This is a genomic window from Ruminococcus sp. 1001136sp1_2201st1_G3_2201SCRN_220225, assembly GCF_040924365.1.
Taxonomy (GTDB): domain Bacteria; phylum Bacillota; class Clostridia; order Lachnospirales; family Lachnospiraceae; genus Blautia_A; species Blautia_A faecis.
In genome coordinates, this window is sequence record NZ_JBCOME010000053.1 from 1 (window position 1) to 20127 (window position 20127).

Consider the following 20127-nt stretch of genomic DNA (forward strand, 5'->3'; position numbering starts at 1 on the left):
AATGCTTGCATTCTCTAATGATTATTATGGATTGATTTTTAGGGCAACACAATCCGTCGAATTATTTTGCGCTTACATGTAATCTACCTTATACACCCTTAAGTAGTGTTATAGAAAAATCCCCCTGCCAGAAAAGCGTGGTTCCATGGCAGGGGGATTTTTAGGATTATTCATTACGATTTACAGGTGATGTTCCGTGAATAATGTTACTGCAAACCGTACAATTATTTCATTCTGTTATTACAGGAATACATATTTCAGAACAAAGATAACAGCCAGTGCATACATAAGCGGGCTGATCTTTTTGTCTTTAGCTTTTCCAGTACAGACGTTGATAATAACATAAGAAATAACACCAAGTGCAATACCTTCGGAAATGCTGTACAGGAACGGCATTGCAATGATTGCGATAAATGCCGGAATCGCTTCTGTAAGGTCGTCAAAGTCGATCTTGGTAACAGAGGTCAGCATAAGGAATCCAACCACGATCAGAGCCGGAGCTGTGGCGAAGGAAGGGATTGCCAGGAAGATCGGGGAAAGGAACAGGGAAAGTGCGAACAAAATAGCGGAAACAAGTGAAGTAAGACCTGTACGTCCGCCCTCTGCAACACCGGAAGCGCTCTCAACAAATGTGGTAACAGTAGAAGTACCGCACATAGCACCTACAGTAGTACCAACAGCATCGGAAAGAAGAGCACCTTTGATTTTTGGAAGCTTACCGTCTTTGTCCAGCATGTCTGCCTTGGAAGCAACACCGATCAGAGTTCCCAGAGTATCAAACATATCTACAAATAAGAATGCAAACATGATAACGATAAAGTCAAGTGAGAAAACTCCTGCGAAATCCATTTTCATAAAGGTAGGAGCCATACTCGGTACGGAAATTCCATTGGAAAAATCCGGGAGAAGACTGTAGAAACCTGCATCTGGATTTGGAACATAAAGTCCCACAAACTGACAGAGGATTCCAAGCGCCCATGTAATAAGGATGCCCCACAGGATACCGCCTTTTACATTCTTTACAAGAAGAATGCCGGTAACCAGTACGCCAATCAGGGCAAGAAGAACAGTGATTCCAAGATAATTGAAAGAACCTTCTGACATGGAGCCCTTAAAGGAGAACATGCTTACCAGTGTGGAATCATTGTTTACAACGATCTTTGCATTCTGCAGACCAATAAATGCGATGAAAAGACCGATTCCAACAGAAACTGCGTGTTTCAGTGTCATAGGAATGGAGTTAAAAATTGCTTCACGTACATTGGTAAGGGAAAGCAGGATAAAGATGATACCTTCCACAAAAACAGCAACCAGAGCCTGCTGCCAGGAATAACCCATGCCAAGAACTACGGTATATGCAAAGTATGCATTCAGTCCCATACCGGGTGCCAGGACAAACGGGTAATTGGATAACAGTGCCATCAGGCAGGTTGCAATGAAGGATGAAAGTGCAGTAGCAGTAAAGACTGCACCGCGGTCCATTCCGGCAGCGGAAAGGATGTTGGGATTGACAGCGAGGATGTAAGCCATGGTCATGAATGTGGTAATACCGGCCATGATTTCGGTCTTCACGTCAGTGTGGTTTTCCTTCAGGTGAAAAAGTTTTTCAAGGTTCATAAATGTACCCCCTTCTTTTTACGGCAGCTTGTGTGCCGTTTTTTATATTTTACAGGAATGTTTTGGATGTTGCTTTGCCACGCCCGCAACGCGGATTCCTGCAAATTTCAGGTAGTGAACATTTGACAGAGGATAGAGCTTCGAAAAAATCTCTGCAAAATGAATATTATCATTTCAAGGCTTGTCACATCTTTGTGTGTTTGTTTATATATTTGGCTTTGTATTTAGAATATACAATTGTCTGATCTTTATACAGTCCATAATATCCGGAAGCCGCATAGCTGATAGAAACGGCGATCAGATAGAAGGACACCCCCTTAAAGCCAAACATTTCAAAGGCAATCAGAATAGAAGTAATCGGGCAGTTCGTCACACCACAGAAAACAGCAGCCATTCCGCAGGCTGCGCAAAGGGAGGGAGAAAGCCCTATCAGCTGTCCTGCCATGCATCCGAAAGTGGCGCCTACGCAGAAAGACGGAACGATTTCGCCTCCGCGAAAACCAGCCTTCATAGTCAGTGCGGTAAGGAGCATTTTCCAGAAGAAAGCCATATAATCGGTGTCTCCGGTCTCCACTGCTTTCTCAATAAGCTCAGCACCGGCTCCCATGTAATCCGTAGTTCCAAGAATCAGTGTAATAAAAATAACCAGAACGGCACCGGCCACTACCCGTGCATATTTATTAGAAAAAAACCGGCCGTAGAATCTGGCAGTCTCATTTAAAATAATACAGAAGACAATACTGATCACTGCACATCCAAGGGCTACAACGCCCATTTTCAGCCCTGTTTCCAGGGAAAGTGCAGGAATATTTACTACGTGAAAAGCTTCCGGCGTAACGCCCATACCAGCCGCAAAATGGGATGCGATCAAAGATGCGATCATACAGGGCATAAGAGCTGTATAATACATAACCCCTACACTGACCACTTCCAAGGAAAAAACAGCTGCAGCCATTGGTGTGCCAAATAGTGCAGAGAAAGCAGCACTCATACCACACATAACGATCACATGACGGTCTTCCTCATCAAGATGGATCCATCTGCCAAGAAGATTGGCAATGCTGCCACCCAGCTGAATAGCTGCACCCTCACGTCCTGCTGAACCACCGGCAAGATGTGTCAATGCAGTCGAAATAAAAATCAGCGGACCGGATCTCCAGGGCACATCATCCTGGGAACGGACTGTAGAAAGGACTTGATTCGTGCCGCCATCGTCTTTTCCGAATTTCTCATAAAGAAATACGATGCAAAGTCCGAACAGGGGCAGGAGAAAAAAGGTCCACAGATGTGCCTTGCGGTAACCGGTTACTGCCTTCAGCACAAAAGAAAACAAAGTACTAAAAGCTCCCGCTATACATCCTACCACCACTGCCAGAAGCAGCCACTTAAGCAGGTTCCCCATGTCACGTCTGATAGCTCCGGAGTAATAGCGAAATTTTTCCTCCGGAGTCTGCCTGTTGTCTTTTTCCATATTATTTTCGTCCTCTCATGTATAGTTGTGACTTACTCCATTTTGTCACCTGAAATAATTGTTTGATATTACTGGAAAATTCCTTTTATAAATACGAATTTATGCGTATTTTTATTATACTATATACGCTCAGAAAAAGCGACAAAAATTTTTGAGAATTTCAAAAATTGTCTATAATTTTAAAGCAGATTGAAAAATGGAAACATAATTTATTATAAGTTTCTTTTTATCGGGGAAAATAATGGAAAAATCTTTTTATACCGGAAAAGGAATCGGTGTGTGTATTCTGGATACCGGGATTTATGAGCATATAGATTTTACTGGCAGGATCTGGACTTTTTATGATTTCCTGGATTTTAAAAGGAGACCTTATGACGATAATGGACATGGCACCCATGTAGCCGGGCTGGTGGCAGGAGATGGCACTGCTTCCATGGGAAAATACAGAGGCGCAGCACCTGGCTGCGGAATCATTGCGCTGAAAGTGCTTGACCGTTATGGAAATGGAAGTCAGGATGACGTGCTTCGGGCTCTTCGGTGGATTCGGGAATACAGGCAGCAGTACAGGATCCGGGTGGTAAATATTTCTGTGGGAACTACCTGTAACTCAAAAAGAAACCATGCCAGGCTTCTGGAAAGTGTGGAGCAGCTGTGGGATGAAGGAGTAGTAGTGGTCACAGCTGCCGGAAACCAGGGACCAAGGCCGGGCAGTATCACAGCTCCGGGAAGCAGCAAAAAAGTGATCACAGTGGGCTCCAGCGATTTGTTGGAAGGGCGCAGTGCTATTTCAGGGAGAGGACCAACGGCGGAATGCGTGTGCAAGCCGGATATTGTGGCACCTGGAAATAAAATTATGTCCTGCGTGCCTGGAAAACCTTATTCCTATGGTGTGAAAAGCGGCACCTCTATGTCTACGCCTCTGGTGACAGGTGCTATTGCTTGTGCTTTGGAAAAAAATCCTGCACTTACCAATACGGATATTAAAACTATGCTGATGAATAGTGCAGATGATATGGGACTGCCTCAAAACCTGCAAGGGTGGGGGAAATTTAACCGCAGAAAGTTTCTGAAAATGTAAAAGCAGCCAATTGTGTGAAAAGGATTTCTGCTTAAGTGATTTGAAGAAATGTACGAAAAAGAATACACAAACTTTGATAAAGAATTATCACTTTACAGTATAAAAGCACTTGACGAAGTCGCTTTAAGTGAGTAAAATGGACAGCAAGAGTTCCAAAAGATGAGGAGGAAATATCTATGGAAAACAGACGTGTTTCTATGAATCGCCACACAAACCTGCTTCAGTTAGAGGAGCATATGTATCCGCTTGTGGATGTTACAACTCCCAATGTATTCCGAAATCTTTTTCCATATTCTGAAGTACCGAAAATTGCATTCAACGACCGAGTTGTTCCACATCATATGCCAGATGATATCTGGATCACCGACACGACATTTCGTGATGGCCAGCAGTCCAGAGCACCATACAGCACTGAGCAGATCGTAAGGATTTATGATTACCTTCATAAGCTGGGCGGACCGGAAGGAAGGATCCGTGCTTCTGAATTTTTCCTTTACAGTAAGAAAGACCGTGATGCTGTTGAGAAATGTATGGAGAGAGGCTATGAGTTCCCTGAGGTTACCAGCTGGATCCGTGCAAATAAGAAGGACTTCCAGCTTGTCCGTGATATGGGTATGAGAGAGACCGGTATCCTGGTAAGCTGTTCCGATTATCATATTTTTTATAAGATGAAAATGACACGTAAACAGGCGATGGAGCATTATTTAAGCATTGTAAAAGAATGTCTGGAAATCGGTGTTTCTGTCCGTTGCCATCTTGAAGACATTACACGAGCTGATATTTATGGCTATGTTATCCCATTCTGCCTTGAACTGATGAAGCTTCGCCAGCAGTACGGCATTCCGGTTAAGGTTCGCTGCTGTGATACCATGGGCTACGGTGTTAACTATCCTGGTGCCGTGATCCCTCGTTCTGTACCTGGTATTATTTATGGTATTATGGTTCATGCAGGCGTTCCTTCTGAACTGATCGAGTGGCATGGACATAATGACTTCTATAAGGCAGTCAGCAACTCTACAACAGCATGGCTGTATGGTGCGTGTGGTGTTAATACTTCTTTATTTGGTATCGGAGAGCGTACCGGAAATACACCTCTTGAGGCAATGGTATTTGAATATGCACAGCTTCGCGGAAACCTTGGAGGTATGGATACAACTGTTATCACAGAGCTTGCTGAGTACTATGAGAAAGAGATTGGCTACCACATACCGGAAAGAACTCCTTTCGTTGGAAAGAACTTCAATGTAACAAGAGCTGGTATCCACGCCGACGGACTTCTGAAAAATGAGGAAATCTATAACGTATTTGATACCGAGAAATTCCTGAACCGCCCGGTTGAGGTTGCCGTTTCCAATACTTCCGGAGCTGCCGGAATCGCACACTGGATCGACAGCCATTATCGACTGAAGGGTGACCAGAAGGTTGATAAGAACAGTGAGCTTGTAAAGATGATCAAGTCCTGGGTTGACCAGCAGTATGAGGATGGCCGTGTTACTGTGCTTTGCGATGCAGAACTGGAAGCAATTGTAGCAGAGACTTGCCAGAGACTTGGAATTACGTTAAAATAGGGTTGCTGTGGACATAGTTCACAGTTACCACAAAACATATACTAGGAGGTAATAATGGGTAAAATTCAAATGCAGACCCCTCTTGTTGAGATGGATGGGGACGAGATGACCAGAATTCTGTGGCAGTTGATCAAGGATGAGCTTCTTCTTCCTTTTATTGATCTGAAGACAGAATACTATGATCTTGGACTGGAATACAGAAATGAGACTGATGACCAGGTAACCATAGATGCAGCGGAAGCCACCAAGAAATACGGAGTTGCTGTTAAATGTGCCACCATTACCCCGAATAAAGCTAGAATGTCTGAGTATAATCTGAAAAAAATGTACAAAAGCCCTAACGGAACTATTCGTGCAATCCTGGATGGAACTGTTTTTCGTGCTCCCATTGTGGTAAAGGGAATCGAGCCATGCGTGAAGAACTGGAAGAAACCTATCACCATTGCCCGTCATGCTTACGGTGATGTATATAAGAATGCCGAGATGTACATTGACAAACCAGGAGATGCTATGCTGGTATTCAAAGGAGAAGACGGCGAGGAGAGAACGGAGCTGATCCATCACTTTGACACACCTGGTGTGATCCAGGGTGTTCACAACCTGGACAAATCCATTACCAGCTTTGCAAGATGCTGCTTTAATTATGCCTTAGATACCAAACAGGATCTGTGGTTTGGAGGCAAGGATACCATTTCCAAAACATACGATGGAAGATTTAAAGAGATTTTCCATAATATTTATGAAGCTGAGTTTAAGGAGAAATTTGAGGCAGCAGACATTACGTTCTTCTATAGTCTGATTGATGATGTAGTAGCTCGCGTAATGAAAGCAGAAGGCGGATTTATCTGGGGCTGTAAGAACTATGACGGAGATGTTATGAGTGACATGATTTCTTCTGCATTTGGTTCTCTGGCAATGATGACTTCTGTACTGGTTTCTCCAGATGGATATTATGAGTATGAGGCAGCTCACGGAACTGTACAGAGACATTACTATCGTCATCTGAAGGGAGAGGAGACCTCCACCAACTCTGTAGCAACAATCTTCGCCTGGACCGGTGCTCTGCGAAAAAGGGGTGAGCTGGATCAGAATCAGGAGCTTATAGAGTTCGCAGATAAGCTGGAGAAAGCAACCCTTTCCACCATCGAAGGCGGACAGATGACCAAAGACCTGGCACTGATTACTTCCTTAAAGGATGTAAAAGTCCTTAACAGCCGCGAGTTTATTCTTGCAATCAGAGAGAAGCTTGAGGCCATGTAATAAAACAGACAGCTTTTAAAAGTTATTTGAAGTAAAAATGTTAATATTGTTATAAAAAAACAGGAACGGATTTCGAATATAAATATCCGAAACCGTTCCTGTTTTTGAAATAAATATGAAATGTAAGGCTCAAAAGAACAGGTCACTGGTATTTTATGCCAGCTCCTCCCATTTTTCATAAAGCCCTTCCAGTTCTTCTGCTATAGCAGCTTTTTCCCGGCTGAGCTTCGTGCATTCTGCCACATTCGTACAGATATCTGGCAGAACCATGGTTTCATCAATTTCTTTATCCCTTGCTTCCAGCTCTTCAATCCGTGCTTCCACTTTCTTCAGCTCATTTTCCCGTTTTCTCTTCAGAGCCTGTTCCTCTTTCTGCTGCTGCCAGGTGAGTTTGGTTTCAGAAACGTTTTCCTTAACTTCCTGAGCTGCGGTCTCCTGAGCAGGAGCATAAATCCGGGTCATCTCATCCTTCTTTTCCAGATAGTAATCATAATCACCGATATAATTGACAATGGCCTGGTTGGTCAGATCCATAATGCGGGTAGCAGTCTGGTTAATAAAATAACGGTCATGGGAAACGTAGAGGACAGTTCCTGTGTAGCTGTTCAGTGCTTCCTCCAGAATCTCCTTGGATGCAATATCCAGATGGTTGGTAGGCTCATCCAGTATCAGGAAGTTGGCTTCTGAGAGCATCAGCTTCGCCAGGGAAACACGGCCGCGTTCACCACCGGAGAGAGAGGAAATCAGCTTAAACACATCATCTCCTGTGAAAAGAAAAGCAGCCAGCATATTGCGGATTTCAGTCTCAGTGAGAGTCGGATACGTGTCTGATATCTCCTGGAAAATAGTTTTCTCCATATGCAGAACATGATGCTCCTGGTCATAATAACCGATCTGAACCTTGGAGCCAAGGGCAAACCGTCCGGCGTCAGCTGCTACGATTCCATTGAGAATTTTCAGAATTGTAGTCTTGCCAGTGCCATTGTTTCCAATCAGAGCCACACGCTCTCCGCGCTTGATCTCAAAATTAATATCGGTAAATAAGGTCTGTCCCGGGAAAGACTTGGAAAGTCCTTCTACAGTAAGTACATCATTCCCACTGATAAAACGTGGTTCCAGGGAAATACGCATCTGGTTATCAATTTCAATTGGTTTCTCAATACGCTGGATCTTGTCCAGCATTTTTACACGGCTCTCAGCACGCTTAATGGATTTCTCACGGTTAAAGGAGCGGAGCTTGGTGATAACAGCCTCCTGATGTTTGATCTCTCTTTGCTGGTTCAGGTAAGCCTTGTACTGGGCGTCACGCAGCTGCGCTTTTTTCAGGGCATAAGCGGAATAGTTGCCTTCGTACATTCTCATCTGGGCAGCCTCGATCTCCACAATCTTGGTAACTACCTTGTCCAGAAAATAACGGTCATGGGAAACGATAAATACAGCACCCGGGTAGTTGAGAAGATAGGTCTCAAGCCATGCGATGCTCTCCATATCCAGATGGTTGGTAGGCTCGTCCAGAAGGAGAATATCCGGTTTGGAAATCAGAAGCTTGCCAAGTGCAACCCGGGTTTTCTGACCTCCGGAAAGGTTCTCAATCTGTTTGCCGTAGTCTTCTTCTTCAAATCCAAGACCTTTTAAAACTCCTACGATTTCACTTTTATAAGCGTAGCCGTTTTCCAGCTCAAACTGGTGCGTCAGGCGGGTATAGCTGTTCATCAGGCTCTCAAGTTTGTCGCCTGCTACGTATTTCATTTCCTGTTCCAGAGAACGGATCTTGTCCTCCATATCCAAAATGTACTGCTTGGTGGTCATCAGTTCTTCGTAAATGGTGTGATGACCGTGGATATCCTGGTACTGGGCCAGATAACCGATCTTCTTATCCTTGGCAATGACCACTTGACCGGAATCCGCGGAAATCTCCTCCATGATAATACGAAGAAGAGTCGTTTTTCCCGCACCGTTATTGCCGATGAGAGCGGCCTTTTCCCGTTCTTCTATGTGAAAAGAAGCATCCTGCAGGATTACCTTTTCCCCAAAAGATTTGCAGATGCTCTGACATGATAAAATCATAAGTTCCTCCTTAAAAAGGCGGTTCTGTATACACAGAAACAGCATTATTAGAATGTTCAATAGTATATTATACTTGAAAAATTTATTTTTTGAAAGAATAATTGTCAAATCACAAAAAAAATTGCAAAAATTTGTAATTCTGCACAACTTTAATTGACAAGAAAATAACATTTCGGTATAATTGACATAGTGTTACGCGGGCTGCCGATTACAGGTAATGTTCCGCGATGCGTTTTTAGCGGAAAATTACAGGCAGCGGAAACAAGGAGGGGAACATTTTGGATGCAAAAGAGATCTCAAAGGCGGTAATTAAGAGATTGCCAAGATATTATCGCTATCTGGGGGAGCTGATGGAAGAGAAGGTGGAACGTATATCTTCCAACGACTTGAGTAAAAAAATGCATGTGACTGCTTCGCAGATCCGACAGGATTTAAATAATTTCGGCGGTTTTGGACAGCAGGGATATGGATATAATGTAGAATATCTTTATACAGAAATTGGTAAAATACTGGGACTGGACACCATTCATCCCATGATCATCCTGGGTGCAGGTAATCTGGGACAGGCACTTGCCAATTATGGAGACTTCGAAAAACGTGGCTTCCGTCTGGTAGGGATTTTTGACGTAAACCCGGTTTTGGAGGGGATTTCCGTTCGCGGGATCGAGATCCAGATGGTTAGCAGTCTCCCGGAATTTATCAGGGAGAATCAGGTGGAGATTGCCATTCTGACCCTGCCGAAGAATAAGGCTAAGGAGATGGCGAAGGTTCTTATTGACAATGGAATCAAGGCAATCTGGAATTTTGCCCATACAGATCTTGACGCCCCGGAGGATGTGATCGTAGAGAACGTTCATCTGTCCGAGAGTCTGATGGCACTGTCTTACAACTTAAGCCAGTATCGTAACGAACATAAAGAAAACAAAGAATAAAAGTCAAAGAGGACTGCTGCTTGTCTCGCTGAAGGATTTACAGGAGACCGGGCGGCAGTTTTGCATTAGGAGTGGCCTTATGAAAAAAGTTGTAACCTGCAGTCAGATGAAGCTGCTTGACCATGGCACTATTCATAATATGCATGTTCCCTCCCTGGTTCTCATGGAGAGGGCGGCACTTGCCACAGCAGAAGAGATCCGGAAATATCTGGAAAAGAAAAACGGTTCTGCTAATTTGAAAAAAGAACGGATTCTGACCGTCTGCGGATCTGGCAATAACGGAGGTGACGGCATTGCCATTGCAAGACTTCTGCATCTGGCGGGAATCCGTTCTGAGATTTATCTTGCAGGAAATCCGGATAAAATGACAGAAGAAACCCGACATCAGTGGGATATTGCCATGAGCTACCAGGTACCGGTAATGAATAACCCTGTATGGGATGAATATACTGTTATAGTAGACGGAATTTTCGGCGTTGGACTCTCCAGGGAGATTACCGGGAATTACAAAGAGATAATTGACCATATGAATGAAGCTCCTGCGTATAAAGCAGCGGTGGATATTCCGTCTGGCATTCATGGAGATACAGGAGCTGTTCTTGGAACTGCTTTTGAGGCAGATCTTACCGTAACATTTGCATATAAAAAACGTGGACTTTGTCTGTATCCGGGAAGAGCTTATGCTGGCAGAACTGTGGTGGCGGATATTGGGATTTATGACCGGGACCGTGATGGCAGTGAGCTTGCAAGCAAGGCTGCCTGGCATATGGAAAAATCTGACGTGAAAACTCTTCCGGCAAGAAAACCATGGGGAAATAAAGGAACATTTGGCAAGGTCCTTCTTGTAGCGGGTTCGAAGGGAATGTGCGGAGCAGCCTGCCTGAGTGCCAGTGCAGCACTTCATGGAGGTGCCGGGATGGTGAAGATCCAGACTGTGGAAGAGAACCGGATTCCTTTACAGAGCCTTTTGCCTGAGGCAATGCTGACCAGCGAATTTGATGAGGAAGCCAATAGGAAAAATTTAAACTGGTGTGATGTGCTGGTGATCGGTCCAGGGCTTGGAACAGAAGGCTCAGGAAAGGAAAGAATGCTTTGGTTCCTGGAAAACGGAACAAAAGCAGGAAAGCCTGTTATACTGGATGCAGATGGTCTGAATATTCTGGCAATGCATCCACAATGGATGAAATTCATAGGGAAACAGACCATTCTCACACCCCACATGGGCGAGATGAGCCGTCTTTGCGGCTTGGATGTATCAAAACTAAAGGAAGACCCTGTAGCCCGTGCTTATCAATATGCAGAGAAAAGTGGCGGTGTTCTGGTACTGAAAGACGCATGTACAGTAGTGACTGACCGGAATGAAAAGCTGTATCTGAATCTTTCTGGTAATTCGGGAATGGCCACAGCAGGAAGCGGAGATGTACTTTCCGGTATTATCGCAGCTGTTCTCTGCATGTATTTAAGCTGTGAGGAAGAACAGGAGCTTTCCTATAAAGCTGCCCTGGCAGTATACATTCACGGTCTTTGCGGTGATATTGCCAGAGAGAAAAAAGGATCTCACGGCATGACGGCGAAGGATATGATCGAAGCCCTGCCGGAAGTTTTGAAACTGGCAGAAGTTCAGAGTAAAGAATGAGAATTGTGACGTACATTTTGCAGAACGCCTTTTGGGGCATGCTCTGATAAATTTAGAAAATCGAGGAAAATGTTATGGAAAAATACAGCAGAATCAAAGCATTGATTTCTCTTGACGCAATCAGATATAATTTTGAACAGATGAAGAAGAACATAAAAGAGGGTACAAAGATCATCGCAGTGATCAAAGCGGATGCATATGGTCACGGTGCAGTACCTATTGCGAGAATGCTTGAGGAATTTGATTATATATGGGGATTTGCTGCGGCTACAGCCCAGGAGGCATTACAGCTTCGAAGAGCCGGGATCACAAGGCCGATTCTGATCCTGGGGCTGGTATTTGAAGAATATTATAAAGAACTTGCCGAAAATGATGTGCGCATGGCCGTCTGTGATTATGAGACCGCCAGGAAGTTTAACAAAGCTGCTGAAGAAGCGGGCAAAAAAGGTCTGATCCATCTGGCTGCTGATACAGGCATGACCAGGATCGGATTTAAGGACAGAGAAGAGAGTCTGGAGGAAATCCGCAGAATTGCAGCTCTTCCCAATGTGGAAATTGAAGGTTTATTTACTCATTTTGCAAGAGCAGATGAATACGACCGCACCCCGGCAATGGTTCAGCTGAAACGATATCTTGATTTTGCTGATCTTCTGGAAAAAAATGGAATCCATATTCCACTGCATCACTGCTCCAATAGTGCCGGAATAATCCGTGTACCGGAAGCCAACCTGAACATTGTCCGTGCAGGAATTATCATTTATGGAATTTATCCTTCTGAGGAAGTGGAAAAAGACATCGTAATGCTGAAACCTGTAATGTCACTGAAGAGTCATGTTTCCTACGTGAAGGATGTGGAGCCTGGGGTTCAGGTAAGCTACGGTGGAACCTACACGACAGATCATGTTACAAAGATGGCAACAATTCCTGTGGGATATGCAGATGGATACCCCAGAATGCTTTCTAATAAAGGCTGGGTTCTGATCCATGGAAAAAAAGCGCCGATCTGTGGCAGAGTCTGCATGGACCAGTTTATGGTAGATGTGACAGAAATTCCGGATGTAAAGACAGGGGATGAAGTGACACTGCTTGGAAAAGATGGGGATGAGGTTATCAGTGCAGATACACTGGGAGATCTGTCCGGCCGTTTTTCTTATGAATTTGTATGTAATATCAGCAAACGTGTGCCAAGAATCTATATCCGCGATGGGAAAGAGTGCGGCGAGCTGACATATTTTGACTGAGGATACCCAGAAAAATTGTGACGCACATCCTTTGGAAAGTCTTTTGCAGGTATGCGTCAGGTAAGAACAATACAGACGGAAAGGATTCCGTTACCGGCTTTTGCAAGAATCCGTAACGAATTGCGGGAAAAATACCACACATGTATACACATGAAAAAAGTTGGAAATACTTATTTTCAGAAAAGTAAAAGTAAAACGGAGTGTGAATTGTGTGGTAATTAAAAGAGGGGATATTTTTTATGCGGATCTTCGGCCCGTGGTGGGAAGCGAGCAAGGAGGTATCCGACCGGTACTTATTATTCAGAATGATGTAGGCAACAGACATAGTCCTACCGTGATCTGCGCAGCTATTACATCCAAAATGAACAAGGCGAAGCTGCCTACCCATATTGAGATTGATGCATCGGCCTATGGAATTGAAAAAGATTCTGTAATTTTGTTAGAACAGCTTCGCACCATTGACAAGAGAAGATTAAAAGATAAAGTATGTCATCTGGACGGTCCTATGCTTGTCAAGGTGAACCATGCTCTTGAAATCAGCCTGGAGCTTACATTCTCTTGACGAAAAGAAACTTTAGTGATATAGTTGTAAAGTCTCAGCGGCATTGACTGCCGCAATTGCACATTCGTGCTGCTGTGGAATAAGGAAGCAGCAGTATGTTTTCGTTACTGCGAAGGTAATAAGCAGTAACGCTGTCTAGGAGGAACAAAGGTTTAATATATGGAATCTGGCAGTAGTATGCCCCTGGCGGGCTTTGTCATTTTATTATTGCTTTTGTGGCTGAATGGTATTTTTTATGGATTTTCAGCTGCAGTGCACAATCTGAGCGAAAACGAAGTGGAGAAACGGGCGCAGGAAGGAGATAAGAAAGCAGTCTTTCTTCTTTCCCTGATCAACAATCCTGTTTCATTTGTCAATGCGATTCCGCTGATTGTTATGGCTTCCGGAGTCTGTTTCGGAGCATTTATCGTTCCATGGGCTACCGAGACCTTTCATCCCTACATAAAGCATTTGGCTGCATTGATCCTGGTGCTTGCACTGGTGATCATTCTGCTTGCGTCTCTTGGTATTCTTACATTCAGGAGAATCGGAACCTATCACCCGGAAAAATATGCATATCGGTATATGAAGATTGTAGGATTTTTTACCAGGATCCTGTATCCTTTTACTATGTGCGTAACCTTTATTGCCAAGCTGGCAGCAAGGCCATTTGGTGTTGCTTTTAATCAGTCAGAGGATCCGGTGACGGAGGAAGAGATCATTTCCATTGTAGATGAAGCCCATGAGCAAGGTGTCATTGAGGAAAACGAAGCAGAGATGATCCAGAATATCATGGAGTTTACGGACACTGAAGCCAAGGACATTATGACGCATCGCAAGAATGTGATCGCATTTGATGAGGAGGACAATCTTCAGACCATTGTGGATACCATGCTTGAGGAAGGAAATTCCCGTTATCCTGTATTTAGAGAGACAATAGATAATATAGTAGGAATTATTCATTATAAAGATGCTTTGAAATTCCTTACCAGGAATTCCTGGGCGAAGTTCAAACCTCTTAAGGATCTGCCGGGATTGATCAGGGAAGCTTCTTTTATTCCGGAGACAAGGGGAATTAGTGATCTTTTCAAATCCATGCAGATGAAGAAAATTCATATGGCAGTGGTAGTGGACGAGTATGGACAGACTTCAGGAATTGTCTCAATGGAAGATATTCTGGAGGAAATCGTAGGAGATATTCTGGATGAATACGATGAAGACGACAGTACGTTCCGGACGCAGAAGGATAACAGTGTGATCATTGACGCACTGGCGTATCTGGAAGATGTAGCAGAAGAGCTTGGAATTGATTTCGGTAAAGTGGAATTTGAGACCTTAAATGGTTATCTGACGAATCTTCTTGGACATATTCCCACAGAAGATGATCTGGATAAAGAAATTGTTGTAAACGGCTACCGTTTCAGAATTCTTTCCCTTGGCAACAAAACCATCGGAAAGGTGCGGGCCGAAAAGATAAAAAAAGAACCAAAAGGAGAGGATAAGAAATGTCAGGACATTCAAAATTCGCAAACATAAAGCACAAGAAAGAAAAAAACGATGCTAAAAAAGGAAAAATCTTTACCATCATCGGTCGTGAGATCGTAATGGCTGTTAAAGCAGGTGGTCCGGATCCGAACAACAATGGTAAGCTTCGTGACGTTATTGCAAAGGCAAAGGCAAACAACATGCCAAACGATACCATCGAGCGTGGTATTAAGAAAGCAGCCGGTGCTGATTCCGCAGACAGTTACGAGAAAGCTGTATACGAAGGATATGGTCCGAATGGTGTTGCCATCATCGTTGAGACTCTGACTGATAACAAGAACCGTACAGCCAGCAACGTAAGAAACGCTTTTACAAAGGGTAACGGAAGCATTGGAACCCAGGGCTGTGTATCCTATATGTTCGATCAGAAGGGTCAGATCATCATCGACAAGGAAGAGTGCGAGATGGACGCTGACGAACTGATGATGACCGCTCTTGATGCAGGTGCTGAGGATTTCAATGAAGAAGAGGACAGCTATGAAGTTCTCACTGCTCCGGATGATTTAGGCGCAGTACGCGAGGCTCTTGAGGCCGCAGGTGTTCCGCTTCTTGAGGCACAGGTTGCCATGATCCCGCAGACAACTGTTGAACTGACAGATGAGAAATCCCTTAAGGATATCCAGAGAATCCTTGATCTTCTGGATGATGACGACGATGTAACAGATGTATGGCATAACTGGGACGAATAATTTAATCAGATTTGCAGATACTACCTCCATACGATTGTATGGAGGTATTTTTATGCAGCAAAGAGAGGATAATGAAGCCGAAAGCGAAAAAAAAGAATCTGTGGAAAAAGAAGAACAGCAAAATAAGCAGATCCGTGATATGGGACAGGTTATTTTAAATGAGAATTCTAATAAATATAAAGTGGAACTTCTGACGATCATCGGTGAGGTAGAGGGGCACGAATCGGCGCCGTCTCACAGCAAAACTACAAAATACGAGCATGTTTTGCCAAAACTTGCCATGATCGAGGATGACAAGTCTGTGGACGGACTTCTGGTTTTGCTTAATACTGTGGGCGGTGACGTGGAAGCTGGTCTTGCCATTGCAGAGATGATCGCCTCTTTAAGCGTGCCAACAGTGTCCCTGGTACTTGGCGGCGGTCACTCCATTGGTGTTCCCATGGCTGTATCCGCAGATTATTCTTTTGTAGTTCCCAGTGCCACCATGGTGATCCATCCTGTTCGCACAAATGGCATGTTTATTGGTGTTGCCCAGTCCTACCGCAACATAGAGAAAATCCAGGACCGGATCACCACCTTTATTTCCAGTCATACCCACGTGCCCCAGGAAAGACTGGAAGAACTGATGCTGGACACTACGCAGCTGGTAAAAGATGTGGGAACTATGTTAGAAGGTCCGGAGGCAGTGAAAGAAGGTCTGATAGATGAAGTTGGAGGAATGAAAGAAGCTCTTGGAAAATTATATGAATTAATTGGTGAAGAGAAAAGCAAATCCCCCGAAAAATGAAAAATTATACATTTTTTGGAAAAATATAAGAAAAACAGGAGAATTTTATTTTACTAACCTGTCTTTTTGTGCTATAGTGTTATAGGATATGACCGACACAAGTGTCCATACAGCGGACATATACATGAAGTGACGGTTAAATATAGGTTACTGCCCGCGGAGTGAGCAGCAACAAATATAGTACTTCAGGAGGGAACTATGTATAAGATACTCAACGCAGAGAAACTTTCTGCAAATGTTTTTCTTATGGATGTGGAAGCTCCTCGTGTGGCTAAGCATTGTCTGCCTGGCCAGTTCGTCATCGTGAAGATGGACGAAGTAGGAGAGAGAATTCCGCTTACAATCTGCGACTATGATGCAGAGAAAGGTACTGTAACAATCGTTTTCCAGCCGGCTGGTGCTTCAACAACCAGAATGGCCCAGCTGAAAGCAGGCGATTACTTCGAAGATTTTGTTGGACCTCTGGGACAGCCATCTGAACTTTGCCATGAAGATCTCGAAGAGCTTAAGAAGAAAAAAATCGTTTTCGTAGCAGGTGGTGTTGGTACAGCTCCTGTATATCCTCAGGTGAAATGGCTTCACGAGCATGGCATTACCGCTGATGCGATCGTTGGTGCCAAGACAAAGGATCTCCTTATTCTTGAGGACAAGATGAAAGAAGTATGTAATCTGTATGTTACTACAGATGATGGTTCTTATGTACGTAAAGGTATGGGTACAGATGTACTTCGTGACCTTGTGCAGAACCAGGGCAAAGAGTATGATCTCTGCGTTGCAATCGGACCGATGATCATGATGAAATTTGTCTGCCTGTTAACAAAAGAACTGAACATTCCTACAGTTGTCAGCATGAACCCGATCATGGTAGACGGAACCGGTATGTGCGGAGCCTGTCGTTTAATGGTTGGAGGCGAAGTGAAATTTGCCTGCGTAGACGGACCGGAATTTGATGGACATAAAGTTGATTTCGACCTTGCCATGAAGAGACAGCAGATGTATAAGACCGAAGAGGGACGTGCTCTTCTGAAGCTTCAGGAAGGCGATACCCATCACGGCGGATGCGGACATTGTGGAGGTGACAAATAATGGCAGATGTATTAAAGAAAGTACCAGTCAGAGAGCAGGCTCCTAAGGTTCGTGCTACTAACTTTGAAGAGGTTTGCCTTGGTTACAATAAAGAAGAGGCAATGGAAGAAGCAAACAGATGCCTTGGCTGTAAGAAAGCAAAATGTATGGAAGGATGCCCGGTATCTATCAATATCCCAGGCTTCGTTCATGAAGTAAAAGAAGGAAACTTTGAAAAAGCTTACCAGATTATCGGTGAGTCCAGTGCTCTTCCGGCTGTCTGCGGACGTGTATGTCCTCAGGAGACACAGTGCGAGGGTAAATGTATCCGTGGTCTGAAAGGGGAAGCTGTTTCCATTGGTAAACTGGAGCGTTTCGTTGCTGACTGGGCGAAGGAGAATGGTATTAAGCCAGTTCCGGCTGCACAGAAGAACGGACATAAAGTTGCAGTTATCGGTTCCGGACCTTCCGGACTTACCTGCGCCGGAGATCTTGCAAAGATGGGTTACGATGTAACAATTTTCGAGGCACTTCACAAAGCAGGTGGAGTTCTTGTTTATGGTATTCCGGAATTCCGTCTTCCAAAAGACAAAGTAGTTGCTGCAGAGGTTGAGAACGTAAAATCTCTGGGTGTTAAGATTGAGACCAACGTTATCATTGGTAAATCCGTAACAATCGATGAGCTTCTTAAAGATGAGGGATTTGAGGCTGTATTTATCGGATCCGGTGCCGGACTTCCTATGTTCATGGGAATCCCGGGTGAGCAGGCTAACGGTGTATTCTCCGCTAACGAGTACCTGACACGTAACAACCTTATGAAAGCATTCCGTGAGGATTATGATACTCCGATCGCACATGGCAAGAAGGTTGCTGTTGTTGGTGGTGGTAACGTTGCTATGGACGCTGCAAGAACTGCACTTCGTCTTGGCGCAGAGGTACATATTATTTATCGTCGTTCAGAAGCAGAGCTGCCTGCACGTAAAGAGGAAGTTCATCACGCAAAAGAAGAGGGCGTACAGTTTGATCTTCTCTGCAATCCTGTTGAGATCCTTACAGATGACAAAGACTGGGTAACCGGTATTAAATGTATCCGTATGGAGCTTGGCGAGCCGGACGCTTCCGGAAGAAGACGCCCTGTTGAGATTCCTGGTTCTGAGTTTACCATCGACGTTGATACTGTTATCATGTCCCTTGGTACAAGCCCGAACCCGCTGATTTCTTCTACAACCATCGGTCTTGATGTAAACAAGAGAAAATGTATCATTGCTGACGAAGAGTTTGGTAAGACTTCAAAAGAAGGCGTATATGCTGGTGGAGATGCTGTTACAGGTGCTGCCACTGTTATCCTTGCTATGGGAGCAGGTAAAGCAGGTGCACGCGGCATCGATGAGTATATTAAGAGCAAATATGCAAAATAAAAGCTGCTGGCCGCAAAATGGACAGTAACAAATAATATGCACTTTTTTGCTGAGAAGTAAGAAGGTGTGAGTTCCCTGTCTGGGATTTCGGTTTGAAATCTCAGGCAGGGTTTTTTCTATATATTAGAGCGTGTTTGAAAAATAATTCCTGCAATCTCACGCCCCACAGACAAAACAGTCGTTCGATTAAAGTTGTATCTTTGCCGGCTTTGTGATATAATAGGTACACTTGGCGGGCTTTCGCGGCCTGTCTTATCCCAAAGAAAAGGAAATATTGAATATGTCAGTTTTACAGGCGATTTTATTAGGAATTGTTCAGGGGATCACGGAGTTTCTTCCTGTGAGCAGTTTCGGACATCTGGCAGCCATAGAAAATGCAATGGGAATTACACGAAACACTGCAGTCCTTTTTGAAGTGCTTCTTCACATGGGCACGATGGTGGCAGTTTTTTTTGCATTCCATGAAGATCTCCGCCGGATCGGAGAGGAACTTCTGGGCATGATCATGGATATAATCGGGAATGTAAATATCTATTTTCACAATAGGAAAACCGGTGACAATCTCCACTATGCCAGAGTGGTGCACGGAACATACCGTAAATTTACAGCGATTATGGCTGTATCATTTATTCCCACAGCATTGCTTGGATACATTTGCAGAAGACTGGTGACAAGAGCGGCGATTTCCCCGCTTCTTCCAGGAGCATGTATCCTTGTGACAGGAGTGTTTCTTCTTGTGACAGACCTCAGTAATATCGGTGGAATCAAGACACCGAAAGATGTGACTTATGACAATGCCATGTGGATTGGAATTTGTCAGGGGATTTCCGTATTTCCAGGTATATCCAGATGTGGAATGACGATTTGTGCAGGCTTATTATGCGGTTTCAGCAGGAAATTTGCAGTGAAATATTCTTATCTTATCAGCATTCCGGCAGTTCTAGGCTCTCTTTTTCTGGAGCTTGGACAGTTTACCACGCCAAAGATGAGTGTGTCTCTTGGATTTACCTATGTCTTTGGTATGATCGTGGCGGGAGTAGTTGGATATTTTATGATACGCAATCTGCTCCGCATTTTGCAGCATGCGAAACTGCGCTATTTCGCATTTTACTGTTTTGTGGCAGGAGCCATAGCGCTTATTAGCAATTTTGCATAACTGTCCGGCAGGAAAGCTTACAGAAACACGGATCGGTTACAAATTTGCCTGATGAA

At 44.1% G+C, this 20127-nt stretch carries 16 protein-coding genes; 13 read left to right on the forward strand and 3 right to left on the reverse strand.

Features of this window, described 5'->3' with window-relative positions; translation table 11 throughout:
* Positions 1 to 240: 240 nt before the first annotated feature.
* Together AB5642_RS15490 and AB5642_RS15495 are read right to left on the reverse strand one after the other, a co-directional pair.
* On the reverse strand, positions 241 to 1617 hold the full coding sequence (locus tag AB5642_RS15490; protein WP_173718676.1) for an NCS2 family permease: 1377 nt from the start codon (positions 1615 to 1617) through the stop codon (positions 241 to 243).
* Between the two features lie 184 nt (positions 1618 to 1801).
* Positions 1802 to 3088, reverse strand: a complete 1287-nt coding sequence (locus AB5642_RS15495) for a chloride channel protein (protein ID WP_173718677.1) — start codon at positions 3086 to 3088, stop codon at positions 1802 to 1804.
* A gap of 241 nt (positions 3089 to 3329) precedes the next feature.
* On the opposite strand from AB5642_RS15495, the gene AB5642_RS15500 reads away from it, so the two are divergent.
* From AB5642_RS15500 to AB5642_RS15510, 3 genes are all read left to right on the forward strand, one after another.
* Complete coding sequence (locus AB5642_RS15500; protein WP_173718678.1) at positions 3330 to 4166, forward strand: S8 family peptidase; 837 nt, start codon at positions 3330 to 3332, stop codon at positions 4164 to 4166.
* Positions 4167 to 4342: 176 nt separating this feature from the next.
* Complete coding sequence (locus tag AB5642_RS15505; protein WP_173718679.1) at positions 4343 to 5734, forward strand: 2-isopropylmalate synthase; 1392 nt, start codon at positions 4343 to 4345, stop codon at positions 5732 to 5734.
* Between the two features lie 54 nt (positions 5735 to 5788).
* Positions 5789 to 6994, forward strand: a complete 1206-nt coding sequence (locus AB5642_RS15510) for an NADP-dependent isocitrate dehydrogenase (RefSeq protein WP_173718680.1) — start codon at positions 5789 to 5791, stop codon at positions 6992 to 6994.
* Between the two features lie 153 nt (positions 6995 to 7147).
* On the opposite strand, the gene abc-f is transcribed toward AB5642_RS15510, so the two are convergent.
* Positions 7148 to 9061 carry a ribosomal protection-like ABC-F family protein gene (gene abc-f / locus AB5642_RS15515; RefSeq protein ID WP_173718681.1) on the reverse strand — a complete coding sequence of 638 codons (1914 nt, stop codon included), beginning with the start codon at positions 9059 to 9061 and terminating at the stop codon, positions 7148 to 7150.
* A gap of 278 nt (positions 9062 to 9339) precedes the next feature.
* On the opposite strand from abc-f, the gene AB5642_RS15520 reads away from it, so the two are divergent.
* From AB5642_RS15520 to AB5642_RS15565, 10 genes are all read left to right on the forward strand, one after another.
* Positions 9340 to 9993, forward strand: coding sequence for a redox-sensing transcriptional repressor Rex (locus tag AB5642_RS15520; protein ID WP_118578406.1), 654 nt, complete (start codon positions 9340 to 9342; stop codon positions 9991 to 9993).
* 79 nt (positions 9994 to 10072) lie between these two features.
* Positions 10073 to 11629, forward strand: a complete 1557-nt coding sequence (locus AB5642_RS15525) for an NAD(P)H-hydrate dehydratase (protein WP_173718682.1) — start codon at positions 10073 to 10075, stop codon at positions 11627 to 11629.
* 74 nt (positions 11630 to 11703) lie between these two features.
* Positions 11704 to 12870: an alanine racemase gene (gene alr / locus AB5642_RS15530; protein ID WP_368371737.1), complete on the forward strand. Its 1167-nt coding sequence runs from the start codon at positions 11704 to 11706 to the stop codon at positions 12868 to 12870.
* A gap of 211 nt (positions 12871 to 13081) precedes the next feature.
* Positions 13082 to 13432, forward strand: coding sequence for a type II toxin-antitoxin system PemK/MazF family toxin (locus AB5642_RS15535; RefSeq protein WP_173718683.1), 351 nt, complete (start codon positions 13082 to 13084; stop codon positions 13430 to 13432).
* 159 nt (positions 13433 to 13591) lie between these two features.
* A complete protein-coding gene (locus tag AB5642_RS15540; RefSeq protein WP_173715577.1) occupies positions 13592 to 14947 on the forward strand; it encodes a hemolysin family protein in 1356 nt (451 codons plus the stop codon).
* On the forward strand, positions 14917 to 15645 hold the full coding sequence (locus tag AB5642_RS15545; RefSeq protein WP_118578401.1) for a YebC/PmpR family DNA-binding transcriptional regulator: 729 nt from the start codon (positions 14917 to 14919) through the stop codon (positions 15643 to 15645). The genes AB5642_RS15540 and AB5642_RS15545 overlap by 31 nt, the downstream gene beginning before the upstream one ends.
* Before the next feature lie 52 nt (positions 15646 to 15697).
* Positions 15698 to 16432, forward strand: a complete 735-nt coding sequence (locus tag AB5642_RS15550; RefSeq protein WP_368371739.1) for a ClpP family protease — start codon at positions 15698 to 15700, stop codon at positions 16430 to 16432.
* 198 nt (positions 16433 to 16630) lie between these two features.
* On the forward strand, positions 16631 to 17518 hold the full coding sequence (locus tag AB5642_RS15555) for a sulfide/dihydroorotate dehydrogenase-like FAD/NAD-binding protein (protein ID WP_118578399.1): 888 nt from the start codon (positions 16631 to 16633) through the stop codon (positions 17516 to 17518).
* Positions 17518 to 18915: an NADPH-dependent glutamate synthase gene (gltA, locus tag AB5642_RS15560; RefSeq protein WP_148462574.1), complete on the forward strand. Its 1398-nt coding sequence runs from the start codon at positions 17518 to 17520 to the stop codon at positions 18913 to 18915. Before AB5642_RS15555 ends, gltA begins: the two co-directional genes overlap by 1 nt.
* Before the next feature lie 280 nt (positions 18916 to 19195).
* A complete protein-coding gene (locus tag AB5642_RS15565; protein WP_195409582.1) occupies positions 19196 to 20071 on the forward strand; it encodes an undecaprenyl-diphosphate phosphatase in 876 nt (291 codons plus the stop codon).
* Positions 20072 to 20127 lie beyond the last annotated feature (56 nt).

What these genes read in the sequence shown, in the direction of transcription:
- AB5642_RS15490 (WP_173718676.1), bottom strand. Translation starts at nt 1,617, where the DNA reads ATGAACCTTGAAAAACTTTTTCACCTGAAGGAAAACCACACTGACGTG.
- AB5642_RS15495 (WP_173718677.1), bottom strand. Translation starts at nt 3,088, where the DNA reads ATGGAAAAAGACAACAGGCAGACTCCGGAGGAAAAATTTCGCTATTAC.
- AB5642_RS15500 (WP_173718678.1), top strand. Translation starts at nt 3,330, where the DNA reads ATGGAAAAATCTTTTTATACCGGAAAAGGAATCGGTGTGTGTATTCTG.
- AB5642_RS15505 (WP_173718679.1), top strand. Translation starts at nt 4,343, where the DNA reads ATGGAAAACAGACGTGTTTCTATGAATCGCCACACAAACCTGCTTCAG.
- AB5642_RS15510 (WP_173718680.1), top strand. Translation starts at nt 5,789, where the DNA reads ATGGGTAAAATTCAAATGCAGACCCCTCTTGTTGAGATGGATGGGGAC.
- abc-f (WP_173718681.1), bottom strand. Translation starts at nt 9,061, where the DNA reads ATGATTTTATCATGTCAGAGCATCTGCAAATCTTTTGGGGAAAAGGTA.
- AB5642_RS15525 (WP_173718682.1), top strand. Translation starts at nt 10,073, where the DNA reads ATGAAAAAAGTTGTAACCTGCAGTCAGATGAAGCTGCTTGACCATGGC.
- alr (WP_368371737.1), top strand. Translation starts at nt 11,704, where the DNA reads ATGGAAAAATACAGCAGAATCAAAGCATTGATTTCTCTTGACGCAATC.
- AB5642_RS15540 (WP_173715577.1), top strand. Translation starts at nt 13,592, where the DNA reads ATGGAATCTGGCAGTAGTATGCCCCTGGCGGGCTTTGTCATTTTATTA.
- AB5642_RS15545 (WP_118578401.1), top strand. Translation starts at nt 14,917, where the DNA reads ATGTCAGGACATTCAAAATTCGCAAACATAAAGCACAAGAAAGAAAAA.
- AB5642_RS15550 (WP_368371739.1), top strand. Translation starts at nt 15,698, where the DNA reads ATGCAGCAAAGAGAGGATAATGAAGCCGAAAGCGAAAAAAAAGAATCT.
- AB5642_RS15555 (WP_118578399.1), top strand. Translation starts at nt 16,631, where the DNA reads ATGTATAAGATACTCAACGCAGAGAAACTTTCTGCAAATGTTTTTCTT.
- gltA (WP_148462574.1), top strand. Translation starts at nt 17,518, where the DNA reads ATGGCAGATGTATTAAAGAAAGTACCAGTCAGAGAGCAGGCTCCTAAG.
- AB5642_RS15565 (WP_195409582.1), top strand. Translation starts at nt 19,196, where the DNA reads ATGTCAGTTTTACAGGCGATTTTATTAGGAATTGTTCAGGGGATCACG.